Origin of the sequence: Collimonas sp. (genome assembly GCF_035566375.1) — a bacterium.
Taxonomy (GTDB): Bacteria; Pseudomonadota; Gammaproteobacteria; order Burkholderiales; family Burkholderiaceae_D; genus Collimonas.
Map to the genome: position 1 here is coordinate 38617 of NZ_DATMRK010000035.1, position 22489 is coordinate 61105.

At 58.0% G+C, this 22489-nt stretch carries 25 protein-coding genes; 5 read left to right on the forward strand and 20 right to left on the reverse strand.

Annotated elements, in window-relative coordinates:
- The first annotated feature begins 25 nt into the window (after positions 1–25).
- Positions 26–943: a LysR family transcriptional regulator gene (locus VNZ60_RS10770; RefSeq protein WP_325658940.1), complete on the forward strand. Its 918-nt coding sequence runs from the start codon at positions 26–28 to the stop codon at positions 941–943.
- A gap of 17 nt (positions 944–960) precedes the next feature.
- On the opposite strand, the gene VNZ60_RS10775 is transcribed toward VNZ60_RS10770, so the two are convergent.
- From VNZ60_RS10775 to VNZ60_RS10845, 15 genes are all read right to left on the reverse strand, one after another.
- Entirely contained in the window at positions 961–1464 is a 504-nt protein-coding gene (locus VNZ60_RS10775; protein ID WP_325658942.1) for a TssQ family T6SS-associated lipoprotein, read from the reverse strand.
- 24 nt (positions 1465–1488) lie between these two features.
- Positions 1489–3168 carry a serine/threonine protein kinase gene (locus VNZ60_RS10780; RefSeq protein ID WP_325658944.1) on the reverse strand — a complete coding sequence of 560 codons (1680 nt, stop codon included), beginning with the start codon at positions 3166–3168 and terminating at the stop codon, positions 1489–1491.
- 109 nt (positions 3169–3277) lie between these two features.
- Positions 3278–4090: a PP2C family protein-serine/threonine phosphatase gene (locus VNZ60_RS10785; protein WP_325658946.1), complete on the reverse strand. Its 813-nt coding sequence runs from the start codon at positions 4088–4090 to the stop codon at positions 3278–3280.
- The gene (gene tagH, locus VNZ60_RS10790) at positions 4083–5324 is read right to left on the reverse strand and encodes a type VI secretion system-associated FHA domain protein TagH (RefSeq protein WP_325658948.1); all 1242 of its coding nucleotides are present in this window, start codon (positions 5322–5324) and stop codon (positions 4083–4085) included. Before tagH ends, VNZ60_RS10785 begins: the two co-directional genes overlap by 8 nt.
- A 313-nt stretch (positions 5325–5637) precedes the next feature.
- A complete protein-coding gene (gene alaC / locus VNZ60_RS10795) occupies positions 5638–6831 on the reverse strand; it encodes an alanine transaminase (RefSeq protein WP_325658950.1) in 1194 nt (397 codons plus the stop codon).
- Positions 6832–6963: 132 nt separating this feature from the next.
- Positions 6964–8304, reverse strand: coding sequence for a type II toxin-antitoxin system HipA family toxin (locus tag VNZ60_RS10800; RefSeq protein ID WP_325658952.1), 1341 nt, complete (start codon positions 8302–8304; stop codon positions 6964–6966).
- A 2-nt stretch (positions 8305–8306) separates the two neighbouring features.
- Complete coding sequence (locus tag VNZ60_RS10805) at positions 8307–8714, reverse strand: helix-turn-helix transcriptional regulator (protein WP_325658954.1); 408 nt, start codon at positions 8712–8714, stop codon at positions 8307–8309.
- Positions 8715–8894: 180 nt separating this feature from the next.
- Positions 8895–10121, reverse strand: coding sequence for a hypothetical protein (locus tag VNZ60_RS10810; protein WP_325658956.1), 1227 nt, complete (start codon positions 10119–10121; stop codon positions 8895–8897).
- Positions 10122–10178: 57 nt separating this feature from the next.
- A complete protein-coding gene (locus VNZ60_RS10815; protein WP_325658958.1) occupies positions 10179–10889 on the reverse strand; it encodes a hypothetical protein in 711 nt (236 codons plus the stop codon).
- A 32-nt stretch (positions 10890–10921) separates the two neighbouring features.
- Positions 10922–11461 carry a hypothetical protein gene (locus tag VNZ60_RS10820; protein ID WP_325658960.1) on the reverse strand — a complete coding sequence of 180 codons (540 nt, stop codon included), beginning with the start codon at positions 11459–11461 and terminating at the stop codon, positions 10922–10924.
- Positions 11458–11736: a DnaJ domain-containing protein gene (locus VNZ60_RS10825; RefSeq protein ID WP_325658962.1), complete on the reverse strand. Its 279-nt coding sequence runs from the start codon at positions 11734–11736 to the stop codon at positions 11458–11460. The genes VNZ60_RS10820 and VNZ60_RS10825 overlap by 4 nt, the downstream gene beginning before the upstream one ends.
- Positions 11737–11915: 179 nt before the next feature.
- Positions 11916–12542 (reverse strand): tRNA-uridine aminocarboxypropyltransferase, encoded by a 627-nt coding sequence (locus VNZ60_RS10830; RefSeq protein ID WP_325658964.1) that lies wholly within the window; start codon positions 12540–12542, stop codon positions 11916–11918.
- A gap of 71 nt (positions 12543–12613) precedes the next feature.
- A complete protein-coding gene (locus VNZ60_RS10835; protein ID WP_325658966.1) occupies positions 12614–12763 on the reverse strand; it encodes a hypothetical protein in 150 nt (49 codons plus the stop codon).
- Positions 12756–13970, reverse strand: a complete 1215-nt coding sequence (locus VNZ60_RS10840; RefSeq protein ID WP_325658968.1) for an MFS transporter — start codon at positions 13968–13970, stop codon at positions 12756–12758. Before VNZ60_RS10840 ends, VNZ60_RS10835 begins: the two co-directional genes overlap by 8 nt.
- A 165-nt stretch (positions 13971–14135) precedes the next feature.
- Positions 14136–15029, reverse strand: coding sequence for a LysR family transcriptional regulator (locus VNZ60_RS10845; protein WP_325658970.1), 894 nt, complete (start codon positions 15027–15029; stop codon positions 14136–14138).
- A 105-nt stretch (positions 15030–15134) separates the two neighbouring features.
- On the opposite strand from VNZ60_RS10845, the gene VNZ60_RS10850 reads away from it, so the two are divergent.
- Positions 15135–16145, forward strand: a complete 1011-nt coding sequence (locus VNZ60_RS10850) for an alpha/beta hydrolase family protein (RefSeq protein ID WP_325658972.1) — start codon at positions 15135–15137, stop codon at positions 16143–16145.
- Positions 16146–16161: 16 nt separating this feature from the next.
- Here VNZ60_RS10850 and VNZ60_RS10855 read toward each other — a convergent pair whose 3' ends face one another.
- Complete coding sequence (locus VNZ60_RS10855) at positions 16162–17184, reverse strand: LysR substrate-binding domain-containing protein (RefSeq protein WP_325658973.1); 1023 nt, start codon at positions 17182–17184, stop codon at positions 16162–16164.
- 103 nt (positions 17185–17287) lie between these two features.
- On the opposite strand from VNZ60_RS10855, the gene VNZ60_RS10860 reads away from it, so the two are divergent.
- A complete protein-coding gene (locus tag VNZ60_RS10860; RefSeq protein ID WP_325658975.1) occupies positions 17288–17536 on the forward strand; it encodes a hypothetical protein in 249 nt (82 codons plus the stop codon).
- A gap of 41 nt (positions 17537–17577) precedes the next feature.
- Here VNZ60_RS10860 and VNZ60_RS10865 read toward each other — a convergent pair whose 3' ends face one another.
- Both VNZ60_RS10865 and VNZ60_RS10870 read right to left on the reverse strand, forming a co-directional pair.
- Positions 17578–18474: a 1-aminocyclopropane-1-carboxylate deaminase/D-cysteine desulfhydrase gene (locus tag VNZ60_RS10865; protein ID WP_325658977.1), complete on the reverse strand. Its 897-nt coding sequence runs from the start codon at positions 18472–18474 to the stop codon at positions 17578–17580.
- Positions 18475–18506: 32 nt separating this feature from the next.
- On the reverse strand, positions 18507–19502 hold the full coding sequence (locus VNZ60_RS10870) for an LLM class flavin-dependent oxidoreductase (protein WP_325658979.1): 996 nt from the start codon (positions 19500–19502) through the stop codon (positions 18507–18509).
- Positions 19503–19696: 194 nt separating this feature from the next.
- On the opposite strand from VNZ60_RS10870, the gene VNZ60_RS10875 reads away from it, so the two are divergent.
- Together VNZ60_RS10875 and VNZ60_RS10880 are read left to right on the forward strand one after the other, a co-directional pair.
- Positions 19697–20176 carry an HAD domain-containing protein gene (locus VNZ60_RS10875; RefSeq protein ID WP_325658981.1) on the forward strand — a complete coding sequence of 160 codons (480 nt, stop codon included), beginning with the start codon at positions 19697–19699 and terminating at the stop codon, positions 20174–20176.
- 40 nt (positions 20177–20216) lie between these two features.
- Positions 20217–21098, forward strand: a complete 882-nt coding sequence (locus VNZ60_RS10880; protein ID WP_325658983.1) for a cysteine hydrolase family protein — start codon at positions 20217–20219, stop codon at positions 21096–21098.
- Between the two features lie 32 nt (positions 21099–21130).
- Here VNZ60_RS10880 and VNZ60_RS10885 read toward each other — a convergent pair whose 3' ends face one another.
- A complete protein-coding gene (locus tag VNZ60_RS10885; RefSeq protein ID WP_325658985.1) occupies positions 21131–21916 on the reverse strand; it encodes a DUF2145 domain-containing protein in 786 nt (261 codons plus the stop codon).
- Between the two features lie 51 nt (positions 21917–21967).
- The gene (locus VNZ60_RS10890; RefSeq protein WP_325658987.1) at positions 21968–22378 is read right to left on the reverse strand and encodes a hypothetical protein; all 411 of its coding nucleotides are present in this window, start codon (positions 22376–22378) and stop codon (positions 21968–21970) included.
- Between the last annotated feature and the right edge of the window lie 111 nt (positions 22379–22489).

Here is a 22489-nt window from a genome sequence, read left to right on the forward strand (position 1 = left end):
ATTACTTATTCCAAAATGGAATGACATGGATCACATCAAGGCAATGCGTAGTTTCGTGCGGACGGTTGAACTGGGCAGCTTGTCGGCGGTTGCGCGCGAGCAGCGCAGCACTCAACCGACCGTCAGCAAAACCATCGCCGCTCTGGAACAGGAACTCGGGGTGCGTTTGCTGGAACGCAGCACCACCAGCCTGACCACCACCGAACAGGGCAAGCGTTTCTACGAACGCGCCAAACGGGTGCTGGAGGAATTCAACGAAGCGGTCAGCGATGCCCGCGGCTTAACCGGGAAACCGACCGGCCTGTTGCGCGTCAACGCCCCGCTCGGGCTTGGCCAGTTGCGGCTTAACGCGCTGGTGCTGGAGTTCCTGGAGCTGTATCCGGAGATAGAGGTGGAGTTGATACTGAACGACCGCTTTGTCGATCTGGTGGAAGATGGCGTCGATGTGGCGCTGCGGCTTGCCGGCGCGCTGCCGCCGAATATGATTGCGCGCAAAATCGCTAGCGCACAACGCTATCTGGTGGCCGCGCCGGCCTATCTGGCGCGCTACCCGCAGATCCGGCGCCCTGAAGATCTGGCAAAGCACCGCTATATCGGCTTTGCACGGCCCGCCAACGGTGAAATAAGCCAGCTCAGCGGCCCTGGCGGTACGATCGAGATTGCCACTCGCAGCCGTTACCAGGTTAACAGCTCGTTGGCGATACGTGAGAGTTTCGTCGCCGGCGCCGGCCTTGGCATATGTCCATCCTGGCTGGTGCACGATTTGCTCGAATCGGGCCGGTTGCAGCGCGTTCTTCCTGAGTGGAGCGCGCCGGGACAGGAAGCTTCTTTGCTGTATCCATCGCGCCGCTATCAATCCTTGCGCGCCACGATTTTCATGGAATTCATGACGCAGCGGATTCCGCAGCTGCCTGGTTTCGCCGCGCCCAGCTTCGGACGCTGACGGAATATTCCAGAATCTTATTTTTTTGCAGTTGCGGCAGTTGCCATCGTTGCCGCAGCCGCCTTCTTGGCTTGATTGAATACCGGCCCCCATAGCGGGTGGCCCTTTTCGCCAGGCGTCAGATCAAAGTTGGCGTCGAGTTTCAGTGCTTTTTCAAATTGCTGTCTGCACAGCTTCTTCCTGGATGTCACGCAATAGCTGAACGCCATATATTTCAGGGCTTCGGTCTGGAACGAAGTCTCGGCCGACCAGATTTCCGGCGCATTGGCAAGACGCTTGATCGCTGCACTATAGCTGCCCTTGTTGTACAAGGAAATGCCATCGTTCAAGGCGGTTGGCGGCGCCGGCGTTTCAGGCGCAACAGACGCCGCCGCAACCGGGGTTGATGCGCTTGGCGTCGGATCGGCCGTGACCGACTTTTTTATGGCTTCGAAACTGTCGCAGCCGCCAAGCATGACGGCTGCAGCGAGCAGGGCGGCGCTGCCGATACGGTGAAAAGAAGTGGTCAAACAAATGGACATAAGGCGTTCTTGGCTGAAATAGTTTTAGTGGGACGAAAAATCGTAGTCGATATTACGCGATTTTTTCGAGTTGACATCGATCTCGAAAACGCGATCGGGAAAACTCGGATTGACCACTTTGATCTGATGCTTTCCTTCCGCCAGAACCAGTTTTTTCAAAGGCGGACTGACGCCCTTCATACTGCCGTCGACCAGCACGTTGCCCCACGGTTTGATGGTCAGCAAGACGACGCCGGTCGGATCGACTGCCTTTACATCGGCGGCCTTGTTCTCAGCTGGCTTGGCGGTAGCGGTTGCCACTGCGGTCGCGGGTGCATTGTGTTCCGGGCTCTTGCTCTGCAATTCCGCCAATCTGACCCGCGCCGCTTCCGCATGCGGGCTGTTCGGGTACTTCTGCAAGAAAGCGCTGATCTGCTGCGGCGTCACATTGTTCAGCTGTTTCAGGGTTTCCCAGCTGATGGTTTCTTCATCAAGGATTTGCTCGGAGGCGGCAGCGGCAACTTTTGGCGCAGGCGCGAGCACGGCAGTTGCGGCTTTAGCCGGGGCCGCATGCGCGTGGTTCGAAACCGCCGTCGGCGGCGTCGCCGGCAGGTGCGCCGGCTTGAGCCATAGATAGGATCCCAGCGCCAGCACTGCAACGCTGGCGCTAGCCACTATCCACCAGGCCCGGGGCGTCAAAGGCGTGTCCAACAGCTTGGATGGCGGCGCGCTACGTTTGTGGCTGGCGTGCTTGCCACCGGCAGCCTCTGCCTGCGTCTCCTCCGACCTTTTGCCCGGCTTGTGACTGGCGAGGCGAAACGCGATGGGGCCTGCGGCGTCATTGTCCGGCATCGGCATTGGCACCGACAACTCCAGATCCAGCAACTTGCGGAATTCTTCTATCGATTGCGGCCGCTCATCCGGCTTGACCGCCAGCCCTTTGTCGATGGCAGCCAGGAATTCTTTGCTGAAACCGCTGTGCTGACCGTCTTGCAAAGGTACGATCGGATCCGTGATCATGCGCGCCACCGAAGTCGGCGGCGCGCTCTTGACGATCGCAAAATAGATCACCGCCGACAGCGAATAAATATCGGTCCACGGTCCCTGCTTCATCTGAGCGTCATCGGCGTACTGTTCGATGGGCGCGTAACCCGGTTTCAAAATCACCGTCAACGAATGCGTCATGTCGCCGATAATCTGGCGCGCCGCGCCGAAATCCAGCAATACCGCTTCGCCGCTTTTCTGGATCATGATGTTGTCGGGCGAGATATCACGATGCAGTATCTGTACCCGGTACATGGCGTCGAGCGCTTCCAGCATCGGCTTCAGCATGCTTTTCAGCCAGGCTTCGGTGATCTGGGCGGGAGAATTCTGCACCACGCTTTTGAGAGTGCGGCCTTCGTAATAGCGCATCGCCATATAGGCGGTATTGTTTTGTTCCCAGAACCGGTAAACCTTGATCAACGCCGGGTGGTCGAATTGCGCCAGCAGGCGCGCTTCCTTGATAAAACTCTTGAGGCCGATGGTGAAGGTCTCGCGGTGCCGCTGTGAGCGCACCACGACTTTTTTATCCGGTCCACGTCCGGCAAACGCGCCCGGCATGTATTCTTTGATAGCTACCATGCGCCGCAACGACCTGTCGAAAGCAAAGTAGACAATCCCAAAACCGCCTTCGCCAATCACGCCGATGATTTCAAAATCGGCCAGGCGAGTACCTTTAGGCAAGCAGTTTTCGACAGCCGTTGCTGATATTTCATGCTGATCAATCGGCTTGGCGTTTTGCATATTCAATTGGATTCGGTGTTAGTCATATTATTCTGGACAATTATTAACACTAACAGTTCGCAGATGGTGATGTTCGGGGATCGGCGATATGAATCGTAAACGCGGTGCAGTTATCAAGCGGGATATTGGAGGCGCTGCCGTTCTTTTCTACAATGGCGTGCATCAGGTCCAGCCATTCTTGTGCTGAACCGGCTTGCACCGCCGCCTGCTCCATCTCCGCTTCGCTGATCCATTCCCAGAAGCCGTCGCTGCACATCAGGAAGGCGTCGCCGTCCTGCAGCTGGGTTGCGCTCTGGGTCACCTCTGCGGGCGCACTACCCTCGACGCCAACCGCGGCAGTCAGGATGCTGCGGCGCGGATGCCGGCGCAATTGTTCGGCCGAGCAATGGCCGGCGTCGACGAATTGCTGGATCAGGCTGTGATCCTTGGTGACGCTGTGCAGTTCATTGCGACGGAAAAGATAGCTGCGGGTGTCGCCCATGTGCGCCCATAGCGCGCAACGGTTTTTTTGATCGATCAACAACACCGCAACGGTCGAACTCATGTCTTTCAAGCGCGGGATCTGGGCTTGACGCCGGTTCAGTTGCGTCACCGCATGTTCGATATAGGATTGCAGGGCGCGCGGACCGAAGGAAGCTTCTTCAACGAACATTTCCATGATCGAGTGGACCACGATATTCGAGGCGATCTCGCCGCCATATTCGCCGCCCACGCCGTCAGAGACAATGACGCAAGCCAGATCTTCCTGCAGCACGCTGCCCCAGGAATCCTGGTTGACCTGGCGCCCGCCGGCGTGACTCAGTTGCGCCAGGCTCAGGACCAACGGCAGCGTAGTGTCGCTTAGTAGCGACGATTCAGGCATGCGGCGTCTCTTTCCTCAGTTTTTCGACTTTTCTCTCGTAAGCCAGCAAGAATGCCTTGCCAAACAAGGTCTGGAAATCGTCTTGCGAGGATTCCGCAATAATCCGTTGATAACGCTCGGCATAGGCGTCCCATAACTTCGCTTTGCGGGACGATGGCAGCAACGCATCCAGCATGCCGCCTTTTTTCAAGCGCTTCTCCATCACTTCCGGATTAAAGCGTTGCAGCGTCTCGTTCATGGTCGCGCGCATGCCGGAGACCACGCCTGCCTGGTGCGCTTGCAGATCCTGGTAAGCGTCCTGCATGGCTTCTGTGGCGCCCATGAAACCCGGCATTTTCTTGCGCAGCATCTGGATCAGCACGGTCTGGCTATCGGCAAAAAACTTCAGCGGATTATTGTTTCTGACCACCACCTTGGTCACATCCGCATGCGCTTCTTTCTTGACCAACGCACGCGTTGCATTCAAATCTATGGTGCCCTGCACCGCCGTCGCCAGCAACTTGCCGACGGTCTCCATCAATTCTGGCGTCAATTCCGCCGCCAGAGTCCCGGCCGGCAAACCGGCGCCTTTGATGAAAGCCTGGACCAGTGCTTCACTGGAGGCGGACGGCACGGCAGCCTGATGGCTATCGTCGCCAGCGCTGACCGTGACCGCTGCCGGCGCAGGAGTTGCGGCGGTATTCTGCGCCGCGCTCACCGGGCGCGCCGGCGTTGCGGATGCTTGCAATGATGTCGGCAAAGCTGCATTAGCAGTCGCCGCCAATTCCAGATTCAATTGCGCCAACGCCGCCAAGCGGGTCTCGGATACGCTCATTAATGGTTGTTTGCTGGGTTGTTTGCTGGCATTTGGCCGGCGCGCCGAATTAGCCGCTGCCTGGCCTGGCTGATTGATCATGTCAGGGTTTTCTTTCATCAAGTTGAGCTGCGCTTCGGCGCGCAAGAGATACAGGCCGATCTGGATTTCATCGCCTATCTGTAAATCGTATTCACGTTCGGCGTCGATCTCATGCCCATTTAACAAGATCGGATTGGCGCGGCTGAGATTGGTGATGGTTTGGCGGACGCCGTCGCTTTTGATCGCCGCCTGGGTCCGCGATACAAAATTCCTGGGATCGGCCAGCACGAAATAGTTCTCTTCGCTGCGGCCCAGGGTTTTCGGCTCGCGGCCGAATACGGCCGACAGGGGCAGCTCGGGCGCCACGTTGTTGTAAGAAACGACACTAATTTTTATCATCGGATTGATTTCCTGCCGCGCGTCATTTGCGCAAATTACCTGAGAGCATTATTGCATGCTTGGCAGCAAGTTCCATGCCCATGAGGCGTCTACTTAAATCGGTCTGAGAAACCTGGAAAACCCGTGGGAAAACCACAAAAAACCTTGAAATTTGCAGGTCTGCAACCTGCAAAACTGCCCTCTCTTGTCATTCGTGGTGACGTTTTCTGTCAGCTGCGGAGCAGATCGGTTAGGCAGGTGTAATTTTGGAAGTGTAATTCTGAAAATAAGGGGATAGAGCGAGGCTCTATCCCGCAAGCCGGACGAATGCCGTTCAGGATAGCCGCAACATGGCCTTGATGCCGCGCACCGCCTGCCGTATCCGGGCTTCGTTTTCGATCAGAGCAAAGCGTACGTACTCATCGCCGTATTCACCGAAACCGATGCCTGGCGAGACGCAAACCTTGGCTTTTTCCAGCAGCTGCTTGGAAAATTCCAGCGATCCCAGATGACGATAGGCTTCCGGTATGTGCGCCCAGATATACATCGACGCCTTCGGGATATCCACCATCCAGCCGGCCTCGTGCAAGCCCTTGACCAGCACATCGCGCCGGCTCTGGTATTTCTTGCAAATATCGGTGACGCATTGCTGATCACCCTCCAGCGCTGCAATCGCCGCCACTTGCACCGGCGTGAAACTGCCATAGTCGTGATAGCTCTTGATACGCGCCAGCGCCGCCACCAGCTCCTTGTTGCCGACCATGAAACCGATACGCCAGCCAGCCATGTTGTAACTTTTCGACAGCGTGAAAAACTCCACCGCCACATCGCGTGCGCCCGGCACTTGCATGATCGACGGCGCCTGCCAGCCGTCGAAGACGATATCGGCATAGGCCAGGTCATGCACTACCAGGATGTTGTGTTCCTTGGCCAGCTTGACCACCCGCTCGAAAAATTCCAGCTCGACGCATTGCGCGGTCGGGTTGGACGGGAAACCCAGCACCATCATTTTCGGTTTCGGATAACTTTCGCGTATCGCCCGTTCCAGCTCGGCAAAGAAATCCACGCCCGGGCTCATCCGCACCGAACGGATATCGGCGCCGGCAATCACTGCGCCGTAGATGTGGATCGGATAACTGGGATTCGGCACCAGCACCGTATCACCGCGATCCAGCGTCGCCAGCATCAGATGCGCCAGCCCTTCCTTGGAACCGATGGTGATGATCGCTTCGGTATCCGGATTGAATTCGACGTCGTAGCGTTTCTTGTACCAATGGCTGATCGCCCGCCGCAGGCGCGGAATGCCCTTGGAGGCAGAATAGCCGTGAGTGTCGGGACGCTGCGCTACCTCGATCAGCTTGTCGACGATATGCGGCGGCGTGGCGCCATCGGGATTACCCATCGACATATCGACAATATCTTCGCCACGGCGGCGCGCCGCCATTTTCAGTTCGGCGGTGATATTAAAAACGTAGGGAGGCAGGCGATCGATGCGCGAAAATCTGCGCGGAGTTGGGGATTCAGACATGGTTTTCTTTCACGTTAGCGCCCGGAACCGTCCGAGCGACGTTGGAACAAGTTTTCCATTTGCGTGGAATGTTCCAGCAACGATTCTAGTGAACATCCTGCGATTCCGCAATAACGGCCAGCATCCCAATGCTCAAGCCGGCATTGCCGCCAGTTTCGCGCACTGGCTGCGCACGCCGCCGAGAATCGCGTCAGACAAGTCTTCCGGAAAATCGGCGGGCAACTTTGCGGCCACGTCTGTCAGCACCGCCTCGGTCGCCGCGATCAATTCGGCGATGACCTCCTCTGCGCTGCCAGCCCCCAAGCCAACCTGGCGCGCCTGCGCAGCCCAGTGCCTGCGCTGGATCTGGCCGAGCAGGTAGATGTTGTGGCTGTTGCCGCGCACGGCCATCGCCAGCTTCGCCTTTTGCGGCGCGATCCGGTTGCGTCCGCTACCCAGAATCGGATGCGCCGAGAGAATATCGTAGAGCGGGGTCGAGCAATAACGGCCGCCGGGCAGGTGCGCTATGCTGAAATTCTTGGCATGGCCGTCGGTCGCCGCCAGCAGCCAGAACACCAGTTGCGCTTTAAAGAAATTGCGCCGATCCTGTTCTGCCTGTTCCGAACCCCTCAATACCTCCATGATGGCGGCAATGCCGGGGCCGCCATCCGCCTGGTATTTGGCCAACGGCCAGGTGCCGGTAGCCTGGCAAAAATCCTCCTGCGGGAGACGCACAATCCAACTATCGTCACTCGCCGGTTTGCGATCAAAGCGTTGAACGATCAGTACCTTTTGCTCTTCAAAGTGCGCTATATCGCAATGCGCCACCGCGAGGCCATAGGCGGCGACCAATCTGGAACACAGCCATTCGTTTTCTACCGAAGTCCGCATATCGGCCTGCATATTGCCAACCAGGCCTAACGGGAGTTTGAAAATATGCGTGGTCGGCGTACTGCCTTGCGGGCGCATCCATTGCCCTGCATGCAACAGCAGCGCGGTTTTTTCCTGGGCGCCGGCAATCGACAGGCGCAGATCGGCATCATGGCCATGTTGTCCGAGCGCCCCGCCTGCGGTACTGTCGCGCAGCTGCTGCGCTACCTGCGCGCTAGTCAGCGGCTGGCCTTTGAGCGAATACAGGGAATTGGGCTGCTCGTCCTCTGGCAGCAATTGCAGAGCGCCGACGCAATCTCGCCCAAGCGCAGCCAAAAGATCGAACGGCGCCACGCCGGCTACCTGGTAACGCTGCGCCAGACGACGCCGGATGGCGTCGCTGTCGGGCAATAGATTATCGAAGAAAGCGCTGACCAGTTGTCCTTTGTAGACCTGGTTTCCCGGTGTAAACGGCAGGGACAAGGAAAGCGGCCGCCCCTGTTCGTCAGCTACCCACTTCTCAAAATAGCGCAGGCTTTCTTCCTGCGGAGTGCGCTGCCAGACACCGACCGGGATGCCATTCATCCAGACATGCAGCTGCTGCTTTTGCGAGCGGCGCCCCATGCTTACCAGCTTTCTTTTTTCTTTGCCGTAGCACGGGCCGGTCCGGCTTTCTTTGCCGATCCTTTAACCGATTTGCCCTGAGTCGGTTCGCCCGAACCACCGGGCGCATATGACGAGGACAATTGACTTGCCGCAAAATCCTGCTGTCCCGGCGTTGCTGTGGCGCTCGCATAGGAGGCGCCCGACGCGAATGGCGCATCGCCGCTCAGCACCAGATCGACTCCCAATACTTGCAAAACCCTGAATAGTCTGTCAACGCTGGCCGCAGCCGGATTAGCCTCCAACTGCGCGTAGCTTTGCTGCGTGATGCCCAGCTTATCTGCCAATGCCGCCTGGGTCAGGCGATTGGTCTTACGAAATCCCTGGAGGATGAGGCGCAATTGACTAAGTGTCTTGATTGAATAATTCATGGCAAGCTCCGTTGTTGCTCATTACTGATTTTACATACTATCTTCTGTAAATCAATAAAACAGTCTATTTATTGTATTTAAATAATACAACTCTTAAGCTGTAAAATATAAATACAACCCAAAGACTGTTATTGCACAACTTTAGCACTCTGAATCATCACCGCTTCGGTTTTTCGACGGCTACCTCTGTTCCTTGCCAGCTTGCTTGACTTTGATATTGCAATTCTCTTTCAAGAATTTCATGGCGCGCGTGTATTTGAGATCATCTTCGTCGATCAGGTATTCCTGCGCATCCGGCAAGAACTCGTCCTCCCACAAAGACAACAGATTGTCCTTGATCTCGAATGGCGCCGAGCTCTTGATGAAAGCAGAGACCGCCTCGCTATCGAAGCCATGCTGGCGAACTTGCCGGATCATGGCCCGCGCTTCAGTCTCCGACACGGTGGTCTTCGGTTTTGCAGCCGTCGCAATACACATGAAAACAGTCAAGCGTGAGTAGGGATCTTCCTTGCCCTTGGTGACCTTGTGCCATTCCTTCGACACCAGGGCGTCAAAACCTTCGACGTCTTCCAGGCCACCCTCTTGAACAAAGTAGCGCAAGTCGACAAGATTGAGCAAAGTATCGAGCGCCACCGCAGGATCTGCCAGCGCGTCATGTTTCTCGATTTCGCGCCGGACCTTAGCTGCGATATCGCGATATTCCAGCGGCACATCGTCCAGTAATTGTTTGGGAAATTTCAACTTCCCGCTACCCGCGCTATCGCTACGCACCGTAGCAATCAATTTGGCAAAACCCAAGCGACCAGGAAATTCTTCAGCGCCGCCAAGGCGCGCCAGCAGCGCCGTGCGGATCACCGTTTCAGCCCCCGCAAAATCGAGCGCGGCACGGTCCAAACCCATGTCATCGGCAAACCAGAGCGCCGTAGCGAGGACAGCAGCGGTTTCTTCGCGCGCCTTGCACTCTTTCCGATAGGCGCTGAGGGAAAACGGCTTGGCCAGCGTGCGCTCATCCTGGAATTCCTTGAGCCCCTGGCCCTTGGTATCGCCGAAGACGGTGGAGTCAGGCAGCGCATGCAGTGCCTTGAGCATCTCGTTGCCACCGCGCGAATGCGACAGGAACGAATTGTCGCGCAGAGATTCCGCTGCTTTTCGCAGATCGCCGTTGCAGGTGTGTTCGAGGTAAAGGCTGATCAGATTGACGATGCGTTGCCGCGCATTTTCAAGATCGGTGTGGAGATGGCTGGTGCCGAAGAACGCGGCCACCTGCACCGTGCCCTTGGCGGCGTCGGCTATCATCGCGCGGCATTTTTCCTGATCGAGGATGGCGTTCTTGAGACCAAAAACAAGCGCCTTTTCAAAGAAAGGGCGCTTGTCGATTACGTCGATATTGCGCTGCTTTTCAGACATGGGATGCGTAGGTTTCTGGAACGGTTAGAACAGACAAAGCGCAGATAAGGCGAGCGCTTACAGTGCCGACTCTTCGTCAGGATCGACGGCGGCAGCGGCGGCTGGCGCAGCAATGGCCGCAGCCACCGGGCGTTCTTGCGGCTCCAGCATTTTCTGCTCCGCCAATTCCAGCTCGGCCTCGCGCCGCAAGCGTTCCTTCATGCGTTTTTTCAGCACCGGCCAGATCTGCTCGAACATATCGGCGTGCTCATGCTTGAGCAGCCAGGTCAGCTCTTTCCAGTCGCGATCGCTGATTTCCGATTTGTCGACTTCATCGCCTTCTTCGGTGCGGTTGACGTTGAAAGTGTCATACGTGACGAAATGCACCACCTCTTCGTCGCGGTCCGACAGATAGTCGATTAGCGCTTCGCAGCCGCCGTCAACTTCGCCGATCGCTTCGATGAATTCGCCGGTCTGGGTATCGTCGCGGAACAACACCGCATTCACCATGCCGCGCAGGCGCACATGGCTATGGTCGCCATACAGTCTTTCCATGACCACCGCGCGCGCGAACTGCTCCGGCGTCACCAGCAAATTGACCACCGATTCTTTCGATGTATCGTATTCGCGGATGACGGCCAGCAGATCTTTCGGCGGCAGCGTATCGAGCGCCGCTACCAATGCGTAATCGCCCTCGGTCTCGGCCAGGCTGACCAAGGCGAATTCGGCGCCGGCGATATCGCCGTTGCGGATCAGGTTTGCTGCTTTTACTACGAGCGCGTTTGTCATGGAATCACTGTATTAAAAATGTCTAAATTTGTTCAGCCGAGGCGTTCGAAGCCTTGCTCCGCCAGCCAGTCAGCGCCTTCAATTTCCAGGTCGCGGCCGTCTTCATCGTCGTCGCTCTCAACCTCATCCACCGCATCGTCCGACTCGCCATGCGCGGATTGATGGGCGCCCTGGTAATTGCCGTTGCTTTTCTCATGCAGATATTCGAGGCAAACCGTGGTGATCAGAAAGCGCTCGCCGCCTGGTTCCTGCAAGGCGATGTCCGCCAGCTTTTGCGCCCACGATTCAAATTGCACCGCATCGGCAACGTCTGTCCATGATGGGAAATCATCGGGTTCGTCCGATAACAACATGATCAGCGTCTGCGGATTGGTAAAGTCGATACCGCCGTGAAAAGCCACCGCGACCATTTCGGGATCGGTTTCTATCATCGGCATCATCAAGGCAAACTGCGAGCGCTTGCTTTTCAGGCGCGAAGTCAGGATGTCGTTACCCTCGGAATCGCTTTGCAAGTCTTCCAGTTCAGCCTGGTAAGCCTTGGTCAAATCCTCGAAAAAAGAAGAAAGCATCATTGCAAAACCTTGTTCATATAAGTGGTCCAGATTTGTTGGGCGGTTTCCAGCGGGTTTTCCAGCAGGCTGCGGCGCCGGTTTTCGTCGTATTCCTGGCGTTTCACCGCATCCGACAACAGGTCGTAAGCTTCCTGCACTTCCCGGAAGCGGGAGGGCGCATCGGATGCTGTGTTTCTGTCGGGGTGAAACTCTGAGGCTTTCTTGCGATAGGCGTTTTTCAACGCGGCTATCGATGCATCACTGTCTATGCCGAGAACGGCGTAATAATCCTTCATGCGTCCTCACACGTTGGCGTTGGCGATCACCGGCGACCGTCGTCTTGTTGTTACTGATGGAATACTTGTGGAATAAGTCTTTGTTGCCGAACGCAAACAAACACTTTAGAAGAGACCGTGGAGGATACACGAGCGGCGGCAGGAAGTCGATGGCAAAGGTAACCAGCAAACCACGATTTTTAGTGCTTCCCATAGGCAAGCTGCTGTCCCACAAAGCCGTTAAATGCCGCCAGCAAGGACTGATATTTGTTCTCATCCTGCTCTAACTGCATCAAGGCGTAACAAGTTGCTTCCAATGTGGAAAGTTGCCCTGGGCTGTGGGCCTTACGGATCAGGTACTGGGACGCCGGCGGATTGCGTAGCGGCAGGCGCGGCAATTGTTGCAATAGCGGGTTGAGATAAAGCATTTTCCGGCTCTTGCGCCAGGTGCCGTCCAGCACCACCAAACGCAATTGCGCCGGTTCACTCAACCAAGCCTGATCGAGGACAGGCGGTGTGGCCAGGTTCAGCCCTTTGTCGTCGGGACTATCCGGATACAGCAGGATGGTGCGTCTGGCGGCGGGTGTATGCAGCAATGCGTGCAAGGTCTGCTCCGCAAAAACTTCACCGACGACCAATTCACTGTGCGGCAAACTCAGCTGGAGCAAGCGCGCGCTGCCTTTTGCCTGATGCACTTCCAATGGATGCTGCAAGATCAGCACTTCAACCGCATTCTCTACCGGAGTAACCCAGGCGCAGATACAACTGCGTTGGGGACGCGAGCACTTGGGGCAGCTGAGGCGTTTGAGGTGGTCTGGCGGCGTCATGAGGCGAAAGAATCGATAGCAGCCACAATTCTAACCACCGTTTGCAGCAATCTGAGCAGGATGCCCAGGATTCAACACAAAAAATTACTTGAAATCAGTTCCAGCAGAAAATCCGGCTGCAAATAGGCCCAAAAACAAGCCGCCAGCAAGGCCAGCAACAAGGCCCAGCCGAGCGAGGCGGCTAATAATCTTCCCGCGCGCATGGACGACGGCTCAGGCATGAGCAGGCTCGAACTGAACCGCTCGGTCATCGATCGGCAAACTGATGATGGCGGCGACGGCGCTGAGACCGATCGCAATCGCCCAGACCGCCTGGTAATTGCCGGTCAGGTCAAACAAGACGCCGCCCAGCCATACCCCGAGAAAACTGCCCAGCTGATGGCTCAGGAAGACAAAGCCATACAGCATCGAGATATATTGATAGCCGAAGATCTGACCGACCACGCCATTCGACAACGGCACCGTGCCGAGCCATATCAAGCCCATCACCGCCGCAAATACATAGGTCGTCAGCGGCGTTACCGGCAGCATGACAAAAGCGGCGAGGGCGATGCCGCGTACCACGTAGATCGCTGCCAGCAGATATTTCTTGCTGAATTTTTCACCGAAATAACCGCATAGATAGGTGCCCAGGATATTCGCCAAAGCCACGATCGCCAGCGCCGTCACGCCGACCGCAGGCCGCAATCCCTGATCCGACAGATAAGCCGGCAAATGGGTGGCGATGAACGCCAGTTGAAAACCGCAGGCGAAGAAACCCAGCGTCAATAATAGAAATCCCCGGTGCCGGAATGCCTGCCTGAGCGCCTGCCCCATGCTTTGCCCTGTGGCCTCGGCTTTCGCGGTTGCCGCCGCCGAAGTACCGAACGCCAACACCATCATGAGCAGAGATGCGCCGCTGCCGATCAGCAGGGCATGCGCCCAACCCAGATGGCCGATCAATGCCTGACTGGCGGGCAGCATCGCAAATTGTCCCAGTGAACCGAAGGCGCCGACGATACCCAGCGCCGTGCCGCGCTTTTCAGCGCTGACTATTTTGCCGACAGCGCCGTAGACAATGCCGAAGCCGGTGCAACTCTGGGCGATGCCGACCAGCAGCCCGGCGCTGGCGGCAAGGCCGATACCGGTGCTGGCTTGCGACATGCCGTACAAACCGAGCGCATAACAAATGCCGCCGACAATGAAAATCCGCCGGGCGCCGTAGCGATCGGCCAGCATTCCGGTGAACGGCTGGCTGACGCCCCACACCAGGTTTTGCAAAGCGATGGCAAAAGAAAAAGTGGCGCGGTCCCAGCCCAGGTCCATCGTCATCGGCCGCAGGTAAAGGCCGAAGCTATGCCGCTGACCGATGCAAAGAAACAGGATCATGCCGAAGCAGGTCAGCATTATCCAGCTGGCGCGTGAGTTGGCATTTGTTTTGGCAATCATGCTTACCCCTTGGTTACACCCAACAATGCAGCAGTGGATAGCCTGCTATCGGATACATGATTGTAGGCGCGCCAAAGAGACCGGATAAGATGGCTTGGAAACGCATCAGTGTTGAAACAGCTTCAACAATGGCATGATTTCCGCGGTATTCACCTGGATCGGCAGCTAGCTGCGCCGGCTCAGGAAATCGATCAGACGCTTGACCCGCAGCGGCATCATGCGCCCCGGCAGATGCAAGGCATAGGCTTGGTCGCCAAATCCCGCGCTGACCTGCCAGTCTGGCAGCAGTCGCAGCAAACGGCCCGCCTGCACGTCCTGCCTGGCATAGTAGTCAGGCAAGACTGCCATGCCTAGGGATCGTATTACCGCATCGCGGACAAATTCAAGCTCGTTCGACACCAGTACCGGCGCGCGCATCGCAAGCAGCTTTTCCTCACCGCGCGTCAGCGTGATTTCATGCAACTGGCTGGCACGGGCAAAACCTGCAATCGGTATCGCTGACAGATCGCATGCGGCCAGATCGTCGGCAAAGCGTGAAGCCAGTTCCGGGCTGGCGCACAGCCACCAGGAGACGTCGAACAATTTTTTGGCGACCAGATTCTCGGGCGGTTGCGAGGTCACGCGGATCGCCAGGTCGAACGGGTCTTTGATAATGTCGACGCTGAATTCACTCAAGCGCACATCGATGCTGACCAGCGGATTGGCCTGCATATACGCCATCAGCAAAGGCCGCAGCCAGACCGAGCCGAGGCCGGACGGCGCTGAAATGCGCACCAGGCCGGCGGTGTCCTGGTTCAGGCCGTTGGCCAGCAGGTTGGCCTCGCTCAGGGTCTCGGCAATCCGGCTCGCATATGCGGCTAGCCGATAGCCGGCGTCGGTCAGGCCGATGCTGCGAGTGGTGCGGATCAGCAGCTGGCAGCCGAGCCGCGCTTCAATCGCCTTGATCCGGTGGCTGAGCGCCGAACGCGATAACGCCAGCGCCTCGGCTGCCTTGGTCAGGCTGCCGCTGCTGGCGACTTGATGAAAAATGATCAGGGAATTGGCATCGAGATTGTTCATATTGGTGAGTTTCGCTCAACAAAGATATGCCGGCAGCATACCTTATGCGCAGACCTTTTGCTCTCTACAATCGGGGCCATACAGACCGCCAGGCTTGACCAGAAAATGTCCCCCACAATGCCCCCCGCAGTGCAACCCAAAACGCACATAGAATCGCCGATCCAGATCCCGGCCACCGACGGCTATCCCTTAAGTGCGAACTTGCACTACTCGGATGCATTGCACGTGCCGCAAACGGTGGCGATCATCAATTGCGCTACCGGCGTCAAGGCAGCCTATTACGCGCGCTACGCGAAATTCCTGGCAGCCAGCGGCTACCTGGCCATCACCTACGATTATCGCGGTATCGGCGCCTCGCGGCCGCCATCGCTACGCCGCTTGAAAGCGACCAAATTCGACTGGGGCAGCAAGGATTTCGAAGGCGTCATGTTTTGGGTGATGAAGAATTTTCCCGACGCGAAAATCGTCGTGATCGGCCACAGCATCGGCGGCGTTTTGCCCGGCTTCAGCGCCTCGAACTGGCGCATAGACCGCTTGCTGACGGTGGGTGCGCAGTTCGCCTACTGGCAGGATTATGCAGAAAATGTGCGCTACCGGATGCTACTGAAATGGCATGTGCTGATGCCCCTGGCGACGAGTCTGGCAGGTTTCTTTCCCGGCCGCCTGCTGGGTTGGCTGGAAGATCTGCCGGCCGGTGTGGCTTATGAATGGGCGTTTCGCGGCGCGACGCTGGGTAGCCGCAGCGACAGGGCCAGTGATAAATCTAACGATAGGGCCAATTCAAGCAGCTCTGCCAATGCGGTAAAACAACGCAACGATCCCACGCGTTATTTCCCGCAATTGCAATGCCCGTCGCTAGCCTACAGCATCAGCGACGACGAGTTCGGCACACCGGCAGCGGTGTTGCGGCTGTTGCGCTATTACCGCGGCAGCGATAGAACCCATGTGGTGGTGACGCCGGCAGAATTCGCGCTCTCCGAGATCGGTCATTTCGCTTTTTTCCATGACCGCTTCAGCCGTAATCTATGGCCAGAGTCGCTGGCCTGGCTGAATACCGGTTGCGTGCTGCGCCCGGCTGCGAACTTCTTGCCGTCCGAAGCGCCGCCGGTTTCCTGAAGCAGGCGCCGGCTGCTTACGGTGCTTTTTTACGTGCTTGATTACGTTCCTGAGTAAGTGCTTGAGTCTTAGGCCCCGCCGATTTTTTCGCCGGCGCCGCATCCAAGGGCGCGAGGATGGATGGCGGCGTGTTCGCCGATTCCTGCAGGACGCGCACTTCCTCATGCAGCCAGCTGCGCAATTTTTGCAACGGCGTCCAGTCGCGCAATGCGGGGGGATAAACCAGGAAATAAGTTGCGTAATCGGCGTCCGGCGCCAGCCTTTGTTCGGACAGCCGCACCAGCAAGCCGTCGCGCAAGGCGTCGGCCACCATGAACTCGCGCCCCAGCGCGATGCCCAAGCCTTGCTCGGCGGCTTGCAGCATGATGCCGGCGTCGTTGAAACTGGCCACGGGATTGGTCCTCAGCGTCAGCCCGGCCTGGCTGAACCAGCGATCCCACAAATCGGCGTCGCCCAGCAAGGCTTCGTGCGCCAGCGCGGCCACACCACCGCCCTGCAAGCGGCGCGCGGTAGCCGGCGAAGCCACCACCACCAAGGGACTGTCGAACAGACGTTCGTCGCTCAGCCCCATCCAGCCGCCGCGCCCTTGCCGCAGCGCTACGTGAAAACCGTCACGCTGCAAATCCATCACTTGCTGCGAAGAGTGCAGCTCCAGCGCGATATCGGGATGACGCTCGCGCCAGCTCTGCATGCGCGGCAACAGCCAACGCTGCAAGAAAGACGGCATCACCGTCAGCCGCAGCCGTTGCGCAGTGCCGGTCGCGGTGGCGGCGGCGGCCAGCACGCCGGCGTCCAGCTGGGCCAGCGCCGACTCGACACTGCACAGCAGCGCCTGGCCCGCCTCGTTGAGTACGATGCGGCGGCCGCGCCGCTCGAACAAGGCGAAACCTAGCTGTTGCTCAAGCACGCCGATCTGTTGGCTGACGGCGCTGTGGGTGAGGTGCATTTCGAGCGCGGTAGCGCGCAAATTCTGCGACAGCGCGGCGCTGCGGAAGACCGGAAGGGTATGGAGTGGGAGTCGGTTCATGCTGGTAAGCATAGCTGACCAAGATGGTTAGAACAAGTCGTTTCCCTAAGTGGCTTTGGTTGGATATTCTAACCAACATAGAAAACGTTCCCGACAATCAACTTGTGAGGCTGCTATGAACTGCGTATCGACACCCAACCAAATCGCTACAACATTGCCACGTCCGCAAAGTCTGCTGGACGACGTTTTACAGGTCCTCAAGAGCAGCTGGAAGCGGCAACACCTGGCTCCGGTGCAAGCGGCAGCAACACAGCCAAGGGATCTGCTGGATACCCGCGATATGAACGATCACCTGTTGCGCGACATCGGTTATATCGATTCCCTGCCAACCCGCGATTACGGACGCCGCGATGCAAATTATTGAAGCTGGACGGAGCGCCGGCAGGAGCCATATGTCGGCCTCCCTCAATCGATGAATCCACGTGCTCCCTGCATGCCGCCGGTGTGCACCGCGAGCACCCGTTCATCGGCATGGAAGGCGTGCGCCTGCTGCATTTCTCTGAGGGCGTGAAATAATTTCCCGGTGTAGACCGGCTCTATCGGCATATCGAATTCCTGCGAAAAATCGCGGCAGAACTGACGCAACTCAGGCGGCGCTTTGCCGTAGCCGCCGTGATGCGCATCGGTGATCAGTTCGTAATTTTGATAGGCGGGGTAGCCCGCTTCCTGTAGCAAGCGGACAATCTCTTGATGCAGATATGCGGCATTCTTGAAAACGGCGATGCCGACCACCCGGCTGCGGCCTTGCAAACCCGCCAAAATGCCGGCCAGAGTCGCGCCGGTGCCGCAAGCGGCCATGATTACCTCGGGAATGAAGGGTAATTCATCCACCAGTTCGGCGACACCGCGCAAGGCTGCCGGCGCACTGCCGCCTTCCGGCAGCCAGACATCGCTATCGTGGTCGACAGCCAGGTGCCGGCGCCAGGCTTGCGGGTCTTCGCGCAGCTGGCGATAATCCTCGCGTGATACGAACTGGGTCTGCATGCCCAGGCGTCGGCAATCGTCCAGCGTGGCGCTCGCCAGACCGGCCGCGCCGCGCACCAATCCTGTAGTCGGCCAGCCGCCCAAGGCGCCAGCATGGGCCAGCGCGTGTAAATGATTCGACCACGGGCCGCCCATGGTCACCAATCGCGGCCTCTGCCCTTGCAGCATCAGCAGCGGATATTTGAGTTTGCGGAATTTATTTCCGGATACTTCGGGGTGCAGCAGATCGTCACGCTTTACCCAGATATCGCGCCCAAGGAAAGGCGCGCTTTCCAGATGCTGGCAGGGCGAAGACAAACTGGAGAAGGGGAAGGACATGCGCATCAAACCGATGTCTAAATGCGCGACATCTAAATCCGCTCCACGCTGCGCGCAACGTCGGCGATGATTTCGTAGGAATGCAGCCGCGCCTGGTGCTCGAACACATCCGACACGATCATCAATTCATCAGCCCCGGTACGCAGCAGGAATCGCTCCAGCCCCTCGCGCACGGTTGCCGGCGAGCCGATGATGGAACACGCCAGCATGTGCGAAGCCTGCGCCTTTTCCAGCGGCGACCAATACGTTTCAATATCGTCGATAGGCGGTTTGCTCAGGCCGCGTACGCCGCGATGCATATCGGTGAACGACATTTGCTGGGTAGTCGCCAGGCGGCGCGCTTCGGCGTCGGTATCGGCGGCAATGATATTCACGCCCACCATTGCATGCGGCGTGGCCTGCTGTGCGGACGGCTTGAATTGAGCGCGATACAGTTGCAGCGCCACTTCCAGCGAATCCGGCGCGAAATGCGAAGCGAAGGCGTACGGCAGGCCGAACTCGGCGGCCAGGCGCGAGCCGAAAGTACTCGATCCCAAAATCCACAGCGGCACCTGGCTGCCGTGGCCCGGCACGGCGACGATGCGCTGCTCCGGCTCGGCCGGCGCCAGGAAGGCTTGCAGTTCCAGCACATCCTGCGGAAACGACTCGGCGCTGGCCGGATCGCGCCGCAGCGCCCGCGTGGTGATCTGATCGGTGCCGGGGGCGCGGCCCAGGCCGAGATCGATACGGCCGGGAAACAGCGCGGCGAGCGTGCCGAACTGCTCGGCAATCACCAGCGGCGCGTGGTTCGGCAACATGACGCCACCGGCGCCCACCCGTATGGTGCTGGTGCCGGCGGCGACATGGCCGATCGCCACCGCAGTGGCGGCGCTGGCGATGCCGCGCATATTGTGATGTTCTGCCATCCAGAAGCGGCGATAGTTCCAGCCCTCGGCGTGCAGCGCCAGATCGCGCGCGTGGTCGAGCGCGCTGCGCGCATCGCTGCCTTGGCGGATACGGACCAGGTCCAGAATTGAAATTGGGATCACAGGGACTTCCTTGTTCAACTTGCGGTTTTCGAGTATATCCGCAGCGCTTTAAGCCTGCTGGCCGCGCGCCGTTTTGCCGTTCACGAGCGAATCCGGCCGGTCCGGAGGCCGTGGGCGACGCCTTTGGAGTAAACTTGGCGGCAATTCGCCCTTGCGATTCAACTTTGCGATTCAATTTTAACAACTGACATCTTATGAAAATTCTCTATCTGGACTACAACGGCGTTTTGCACGACGCCAAGGTAATCCGCAACCGCCAGCGCGGCCTGTACATCGCCACTCCCGACCGCGTATTCTTTGAATGGATGCCGATCCTGGAAGAATTGCTGGCGCCCTACCCGGAAGTCAAAATCGTCTTGTCCACCAGCTGGATCAGGGCGCTGGGATTTGACGCCACCAGACAGGAACTCTCGGAGAGCTTGCGCGAGCGTGTGATCGGCTCCACTTTCCATCACCCAAAATTAACGCCGGCAGAATTCGACACCATGCCGCGCGGCATGCAGGTCTGGCGCGATGTCGAACGCCGCAAGCCGACCAGCTGGCTGGCGCTGGACGACGACGCCTTCGGCTGGCCCGCAGCCTGCCGTGGCCATTTGCTGGAAACCAAAGGCAATCTGGGCTTGAGCGATCCGGCGACGCAAGATGCGCTGAAAAAAATGCTGGCAGCGCTATAAGCGAAAAATCGACATCGGGCGGGCAGCTCAGGAGAGACAGATGCGGCGCAATTACCCGCGCAATTACCATTTATTGATCATCGATCCGCAAAACGATTTTTGCGATCTGCCGCCCGCCTATCTGCCGCCCGACCCGGCCAACGGCGGCAACGCGGCGCCATCGCTGCCGGTGCCCGGCGCCCACGCCGACATGCTGCGCGTGGCGGATCTGATCAATCGCGGCGGCGCAGGCATCAGCGCAATCAGCATCACGCTCGATTCGCATCACCGTCTCGATATCGCCCATCCCGGTTTCTGGAGCAGCGCGGCCGGTGGCGAGCTTACGCCGTTTACCCAGATCTCGGCAGCGCAGGTTCGCGCCGGCGCTTATCTGCCGCGCGTGCCCGCAGCGCTGCCGCGCGTATTGGCTTACCTGGATCAACTGGAAGCAGCAGGGCGTTACCGGCTGATGGTATGGCCGGTCCATTGCGAGATCGGCTCGTGGGGACACAACGTCCACGCCGATCTGCGGCACGCCTACAACCGCTGGGAAGAACGCACCCAGCGCAGCGTCAACAAAATCAGCAAGGGCAGCAATCCGTGGACCGAGCACTATTCCGCGGTACAAGCCGAAGTGCCCGACCCGGACGATGCGCTGACGCAATCGAACCAGGTTTTCCTGGACAGCCTGGCCACAGCCGAGCGCATCTACATCACCGGCGAAGCCGGCAGCCATTGCGTGAAAGCGACGACCGAGCACATCGCCGCTTATTTCGGCCCGCAGCATATGGCGAAACTGGTGCTGGTTACCGATTGCATGAGCCCGGTGAGCGGGTTCGAGCAGCAGTATCGGGAATTTGTCGAAGAGATGGCGGCGCGCGGAGCGCGCACTGCGAATGCTGCGGAGGTGTTGCTGGAGTTGTTGGATAACGCGGGCAATTGAAGTGACCGTGGCCCGCGCTAGCCGCCCCCAGCTTACAGACTCACCGTGAAATAACTGACCCCGAGTCCGGATTTTTTGAGGAAATCGAAAACCGAATCGGCAGTCACAGTTTCAATCCTGTCGCTGAAACGTTTGTCATTGGGATGATCGTCAAACGCGATATTGGCCTTGAACATGCGGGCGCCAAGCCGTGTCATCGGGCCGATATTCAGTGTAGAAGGTTCATATCCCTTGAACTTGAGCCAGGCCTGGGCCTGTTCGCGGTTTTTTATTTGCGGCTCCATCGCCAGCGCCAGCGTTTCCAGCACCCATTGATTCGATTGCTGATACTTGTTACCCCAGGCGTAAGCCAGCATGCTGTATTGCGGGATGTATTCGGTTAACACTTTTTCCGGATTTTTCAGCACCGCCAATATCCGCTGTTGCACCTCGGGCGCAGGCACCGCGATGGCGTCCTCGAATTTGAATGGATCGTCGAGGAAAAACTGCCCCATCCCCTGTTCAAAAACATTACTGACCGCAGTGCCGCACTCGTTCAGCTTATGCACGATAGTCCAGCTTGCTCCCTCCCTGTAGGCAAAAGCGATGTGCGAAAAGTGCTGTCCGTATTTGCTGAGATCCTGGCCGACGCGGCCGATGATCACCACCTCCGCGCCGCTGGCATTGAGTTGCGCAGCGGTTTTGACCGCCAGCGCCAAGCCTTGCGTCACCATAGTGACCGATGGTGATTTTTGCTCACAAGCCTGGCCGGCGTAAACCAGACCCGGCGTTAAAAAACACAAGCTAGCCGTAGCCGTAAGCAGATATTTTTTATACATGGTGCGCTTTCATGAAAAATTTGTGGGAATCGCCGCAGCAACCAGCAAGCGTTACGATATCTTCTTGCTTTTCATCAGCGACTTGCCAAGTTCTGTAGGAACAATCGCCAGTACCCGCCCTGCACTGACCAGCAACATGCCGGCCGAGCTCGCGGTGACGCTGATGACTTCACCCACACCGACCGATACTGCACCGCTGGCATTGGCCGTAACGGTGACCGAACCGCGCACGCCAGTGCCGACTTTTTCCAACACATAGAGCACGCCGTTACCAGAGGCTTCGACGCCCTTGACCAGATATTCGCCGCCTTCGGAAATGAAATAAGCCGGGGCCAAAACCGAGACAACCACCGATATAGCCGACATATCACTAACTGTGGATTGTGCAAATGCCTGGTTGGCAACCAAGGCGCCGCACAAAGAAAGCGCAACTGCGACACGACGTAGCGTCAGATTTTTCATATTATTTTTCCTAGAGATAGGGTGATTGGAATTCGGCTATACCCGCTTGATCGCTTCATTGAGCGACGAACAGACTGTAGCAAAAGTATTGATTATTTCAAATAAACAATA

Coding starts and splice junctions, on each gene's coding strand:
- VNZ60_RS10770 (WP_325658940.1), top strand. CDS start 26: ATGGATCACATCAAGGCAATGCGTAGTTTCGTGCGGACGGTTGAACTG.
- VNZ60_RS10775 (WP_325658942.1), bottom strand. CDS start 1,464: ATGTCCATTTGTTTGACCACTTCTTTTCACCGTATCGGCAGCGCCGCC.
- VNZ60_RS10785 (WP_325658946.1), bottom strand. CDS start 4,090: ATGCCTGAATCGTCGCTACTAAGCGACACTACGCTGCCGTTGGTCCTG.
- tagH (WP_325658948.1), bottom strand. CDS start 5,324: ATGATAAAAATTAGTGTCGTTTCTTACAACAACGTGGCGCCCGAGCTG.
- alaC (WP_325658950.1), bottom strand. CDS start 6,831: ATGTCTGAATCCCCAACTCCGCGCAGATTTTCGCGCATCGATCGCCTG.
- VNZ60_RS10800 (WP_325658952.1), bottom strand. CDS start 8,304: ATGGGGCGCCGCTCGCAAAAGCAGCAGCTGCATGTCTGGATGAATGGC.
- VNZ60_RS10805 (WP_325658954.1), bottom strand. CDS start 8,714: ATGAATTATTCAATCAAGACACTTAGTCAATTGCGCCTCATCCTCCAG.
- VNZ60_RS10810 (WP_325658956.1), bottom strand. CDS start 10,121: ATGTCTGAAAAGCAGCGCAATATCGACGTAATCGACAAGCGCCCTTTC.
- VNZ60_RS10815 (WP_325658958.1), bottom strand. CDS start 10,889: ATGACAAACGCGCTCGTAGTAAAAGCAGCAAACCTGATCCGCAACGGC.
- VNZ60_RS10820 (WP_325658960.1), bottom strand. CDS start 11,461: ATGATGCTTTCTTCTTTTTTCGAGGATTTGACCAAGGCTTACCAGGCT.
- VNZ60_RS10825 (WP_325658962.1), bottom strand. CDS start 11,736: ATGAAGGATTATTACGCCGTTCTCGGCATAGACAGTGATGCATCGATA.
- VNZ60_RS10830 (WP_325658964.1), bottom strand. CDS start 12,542: ATGACGCCGCCAGACCACCTCAAACGCCTCAGCTGCCCCAAGTGCTCG.
- VNZ60_RS10835 (WP_325658966.1), bottom strand. CDS start 12,763: ATGCCTGAGCCGTCGTCCATGCGCGCGGGAAGATTATTAGCCGCCTCG.
- VNZ60_RS10840 (WP_325658968.1), bottom strand. CDS start 13,970: ATGATTGCCAAAACAAATGCCAACTCACGCGCCAGCTGGATAATGCTG.
- VNZ60_RS10845 (WP_325658970.1), bottom strand. CDS start 15,029: ATGAACAATCTCGATGCCAATTCCCTGATCATTTTTCATCAAGTCGCC.
- VNZ60_RS10850 (WP_325658972.1), top strand. CDS start 15,135: ATGTCCCCCACAATGCCCCCCGCAGTGCAACCCAAAACGCACATAGAA.
- VNZ60_RS10855 (WP_325658973.1), bottom strand. CDS start 17,184: ATGCTTACCAGCATGAACCGACTCCCACTCCATACCCTTCCGGTCTTC.
- VNZ60_RS10860 (WP_325658975.1), top strand. CDS start 17,288: ATGAACTGCGTATCGACACCCAACCAAATCGCTACAACATTGCCACGT.
- VNZ60_RS10865 (WP_325658977.1), bottom strand. CDS start 18,474: ATGTCCTTCCCCTTCTCCAGTTTGTCTTCGCCCTGCCAGCATCTGGAA.
- VNZ60_RS10875 (WP_325658981.1), top strand. CDS start 19,697: ATGAAAATTCTCTATCTGGACTACAACGGCGTTTTGCACGACGCCAAG.
- VNZ60_RS10880 (WP_325658983.1), top strand. CDS start 20,217: ATGCGGCGCAATTACCCGCGCAATTACCATTTATTGATCATCGATCCG.
- VNZ60_RS10885 (WP_325658985.1), bottom strand. CDS start 21,916: ATGTATAAAAAATATCTGCTTACGGCTACGGCTAGCTTGTGTTTTTTA.
- VNZ60_RS10890 (WP_325658987.1), bottom strand. CDS start 22,378: ATGAAAAATCTGACGCTACGTCGTGTCGCAGTTGCGCTTTCTTTGTGC.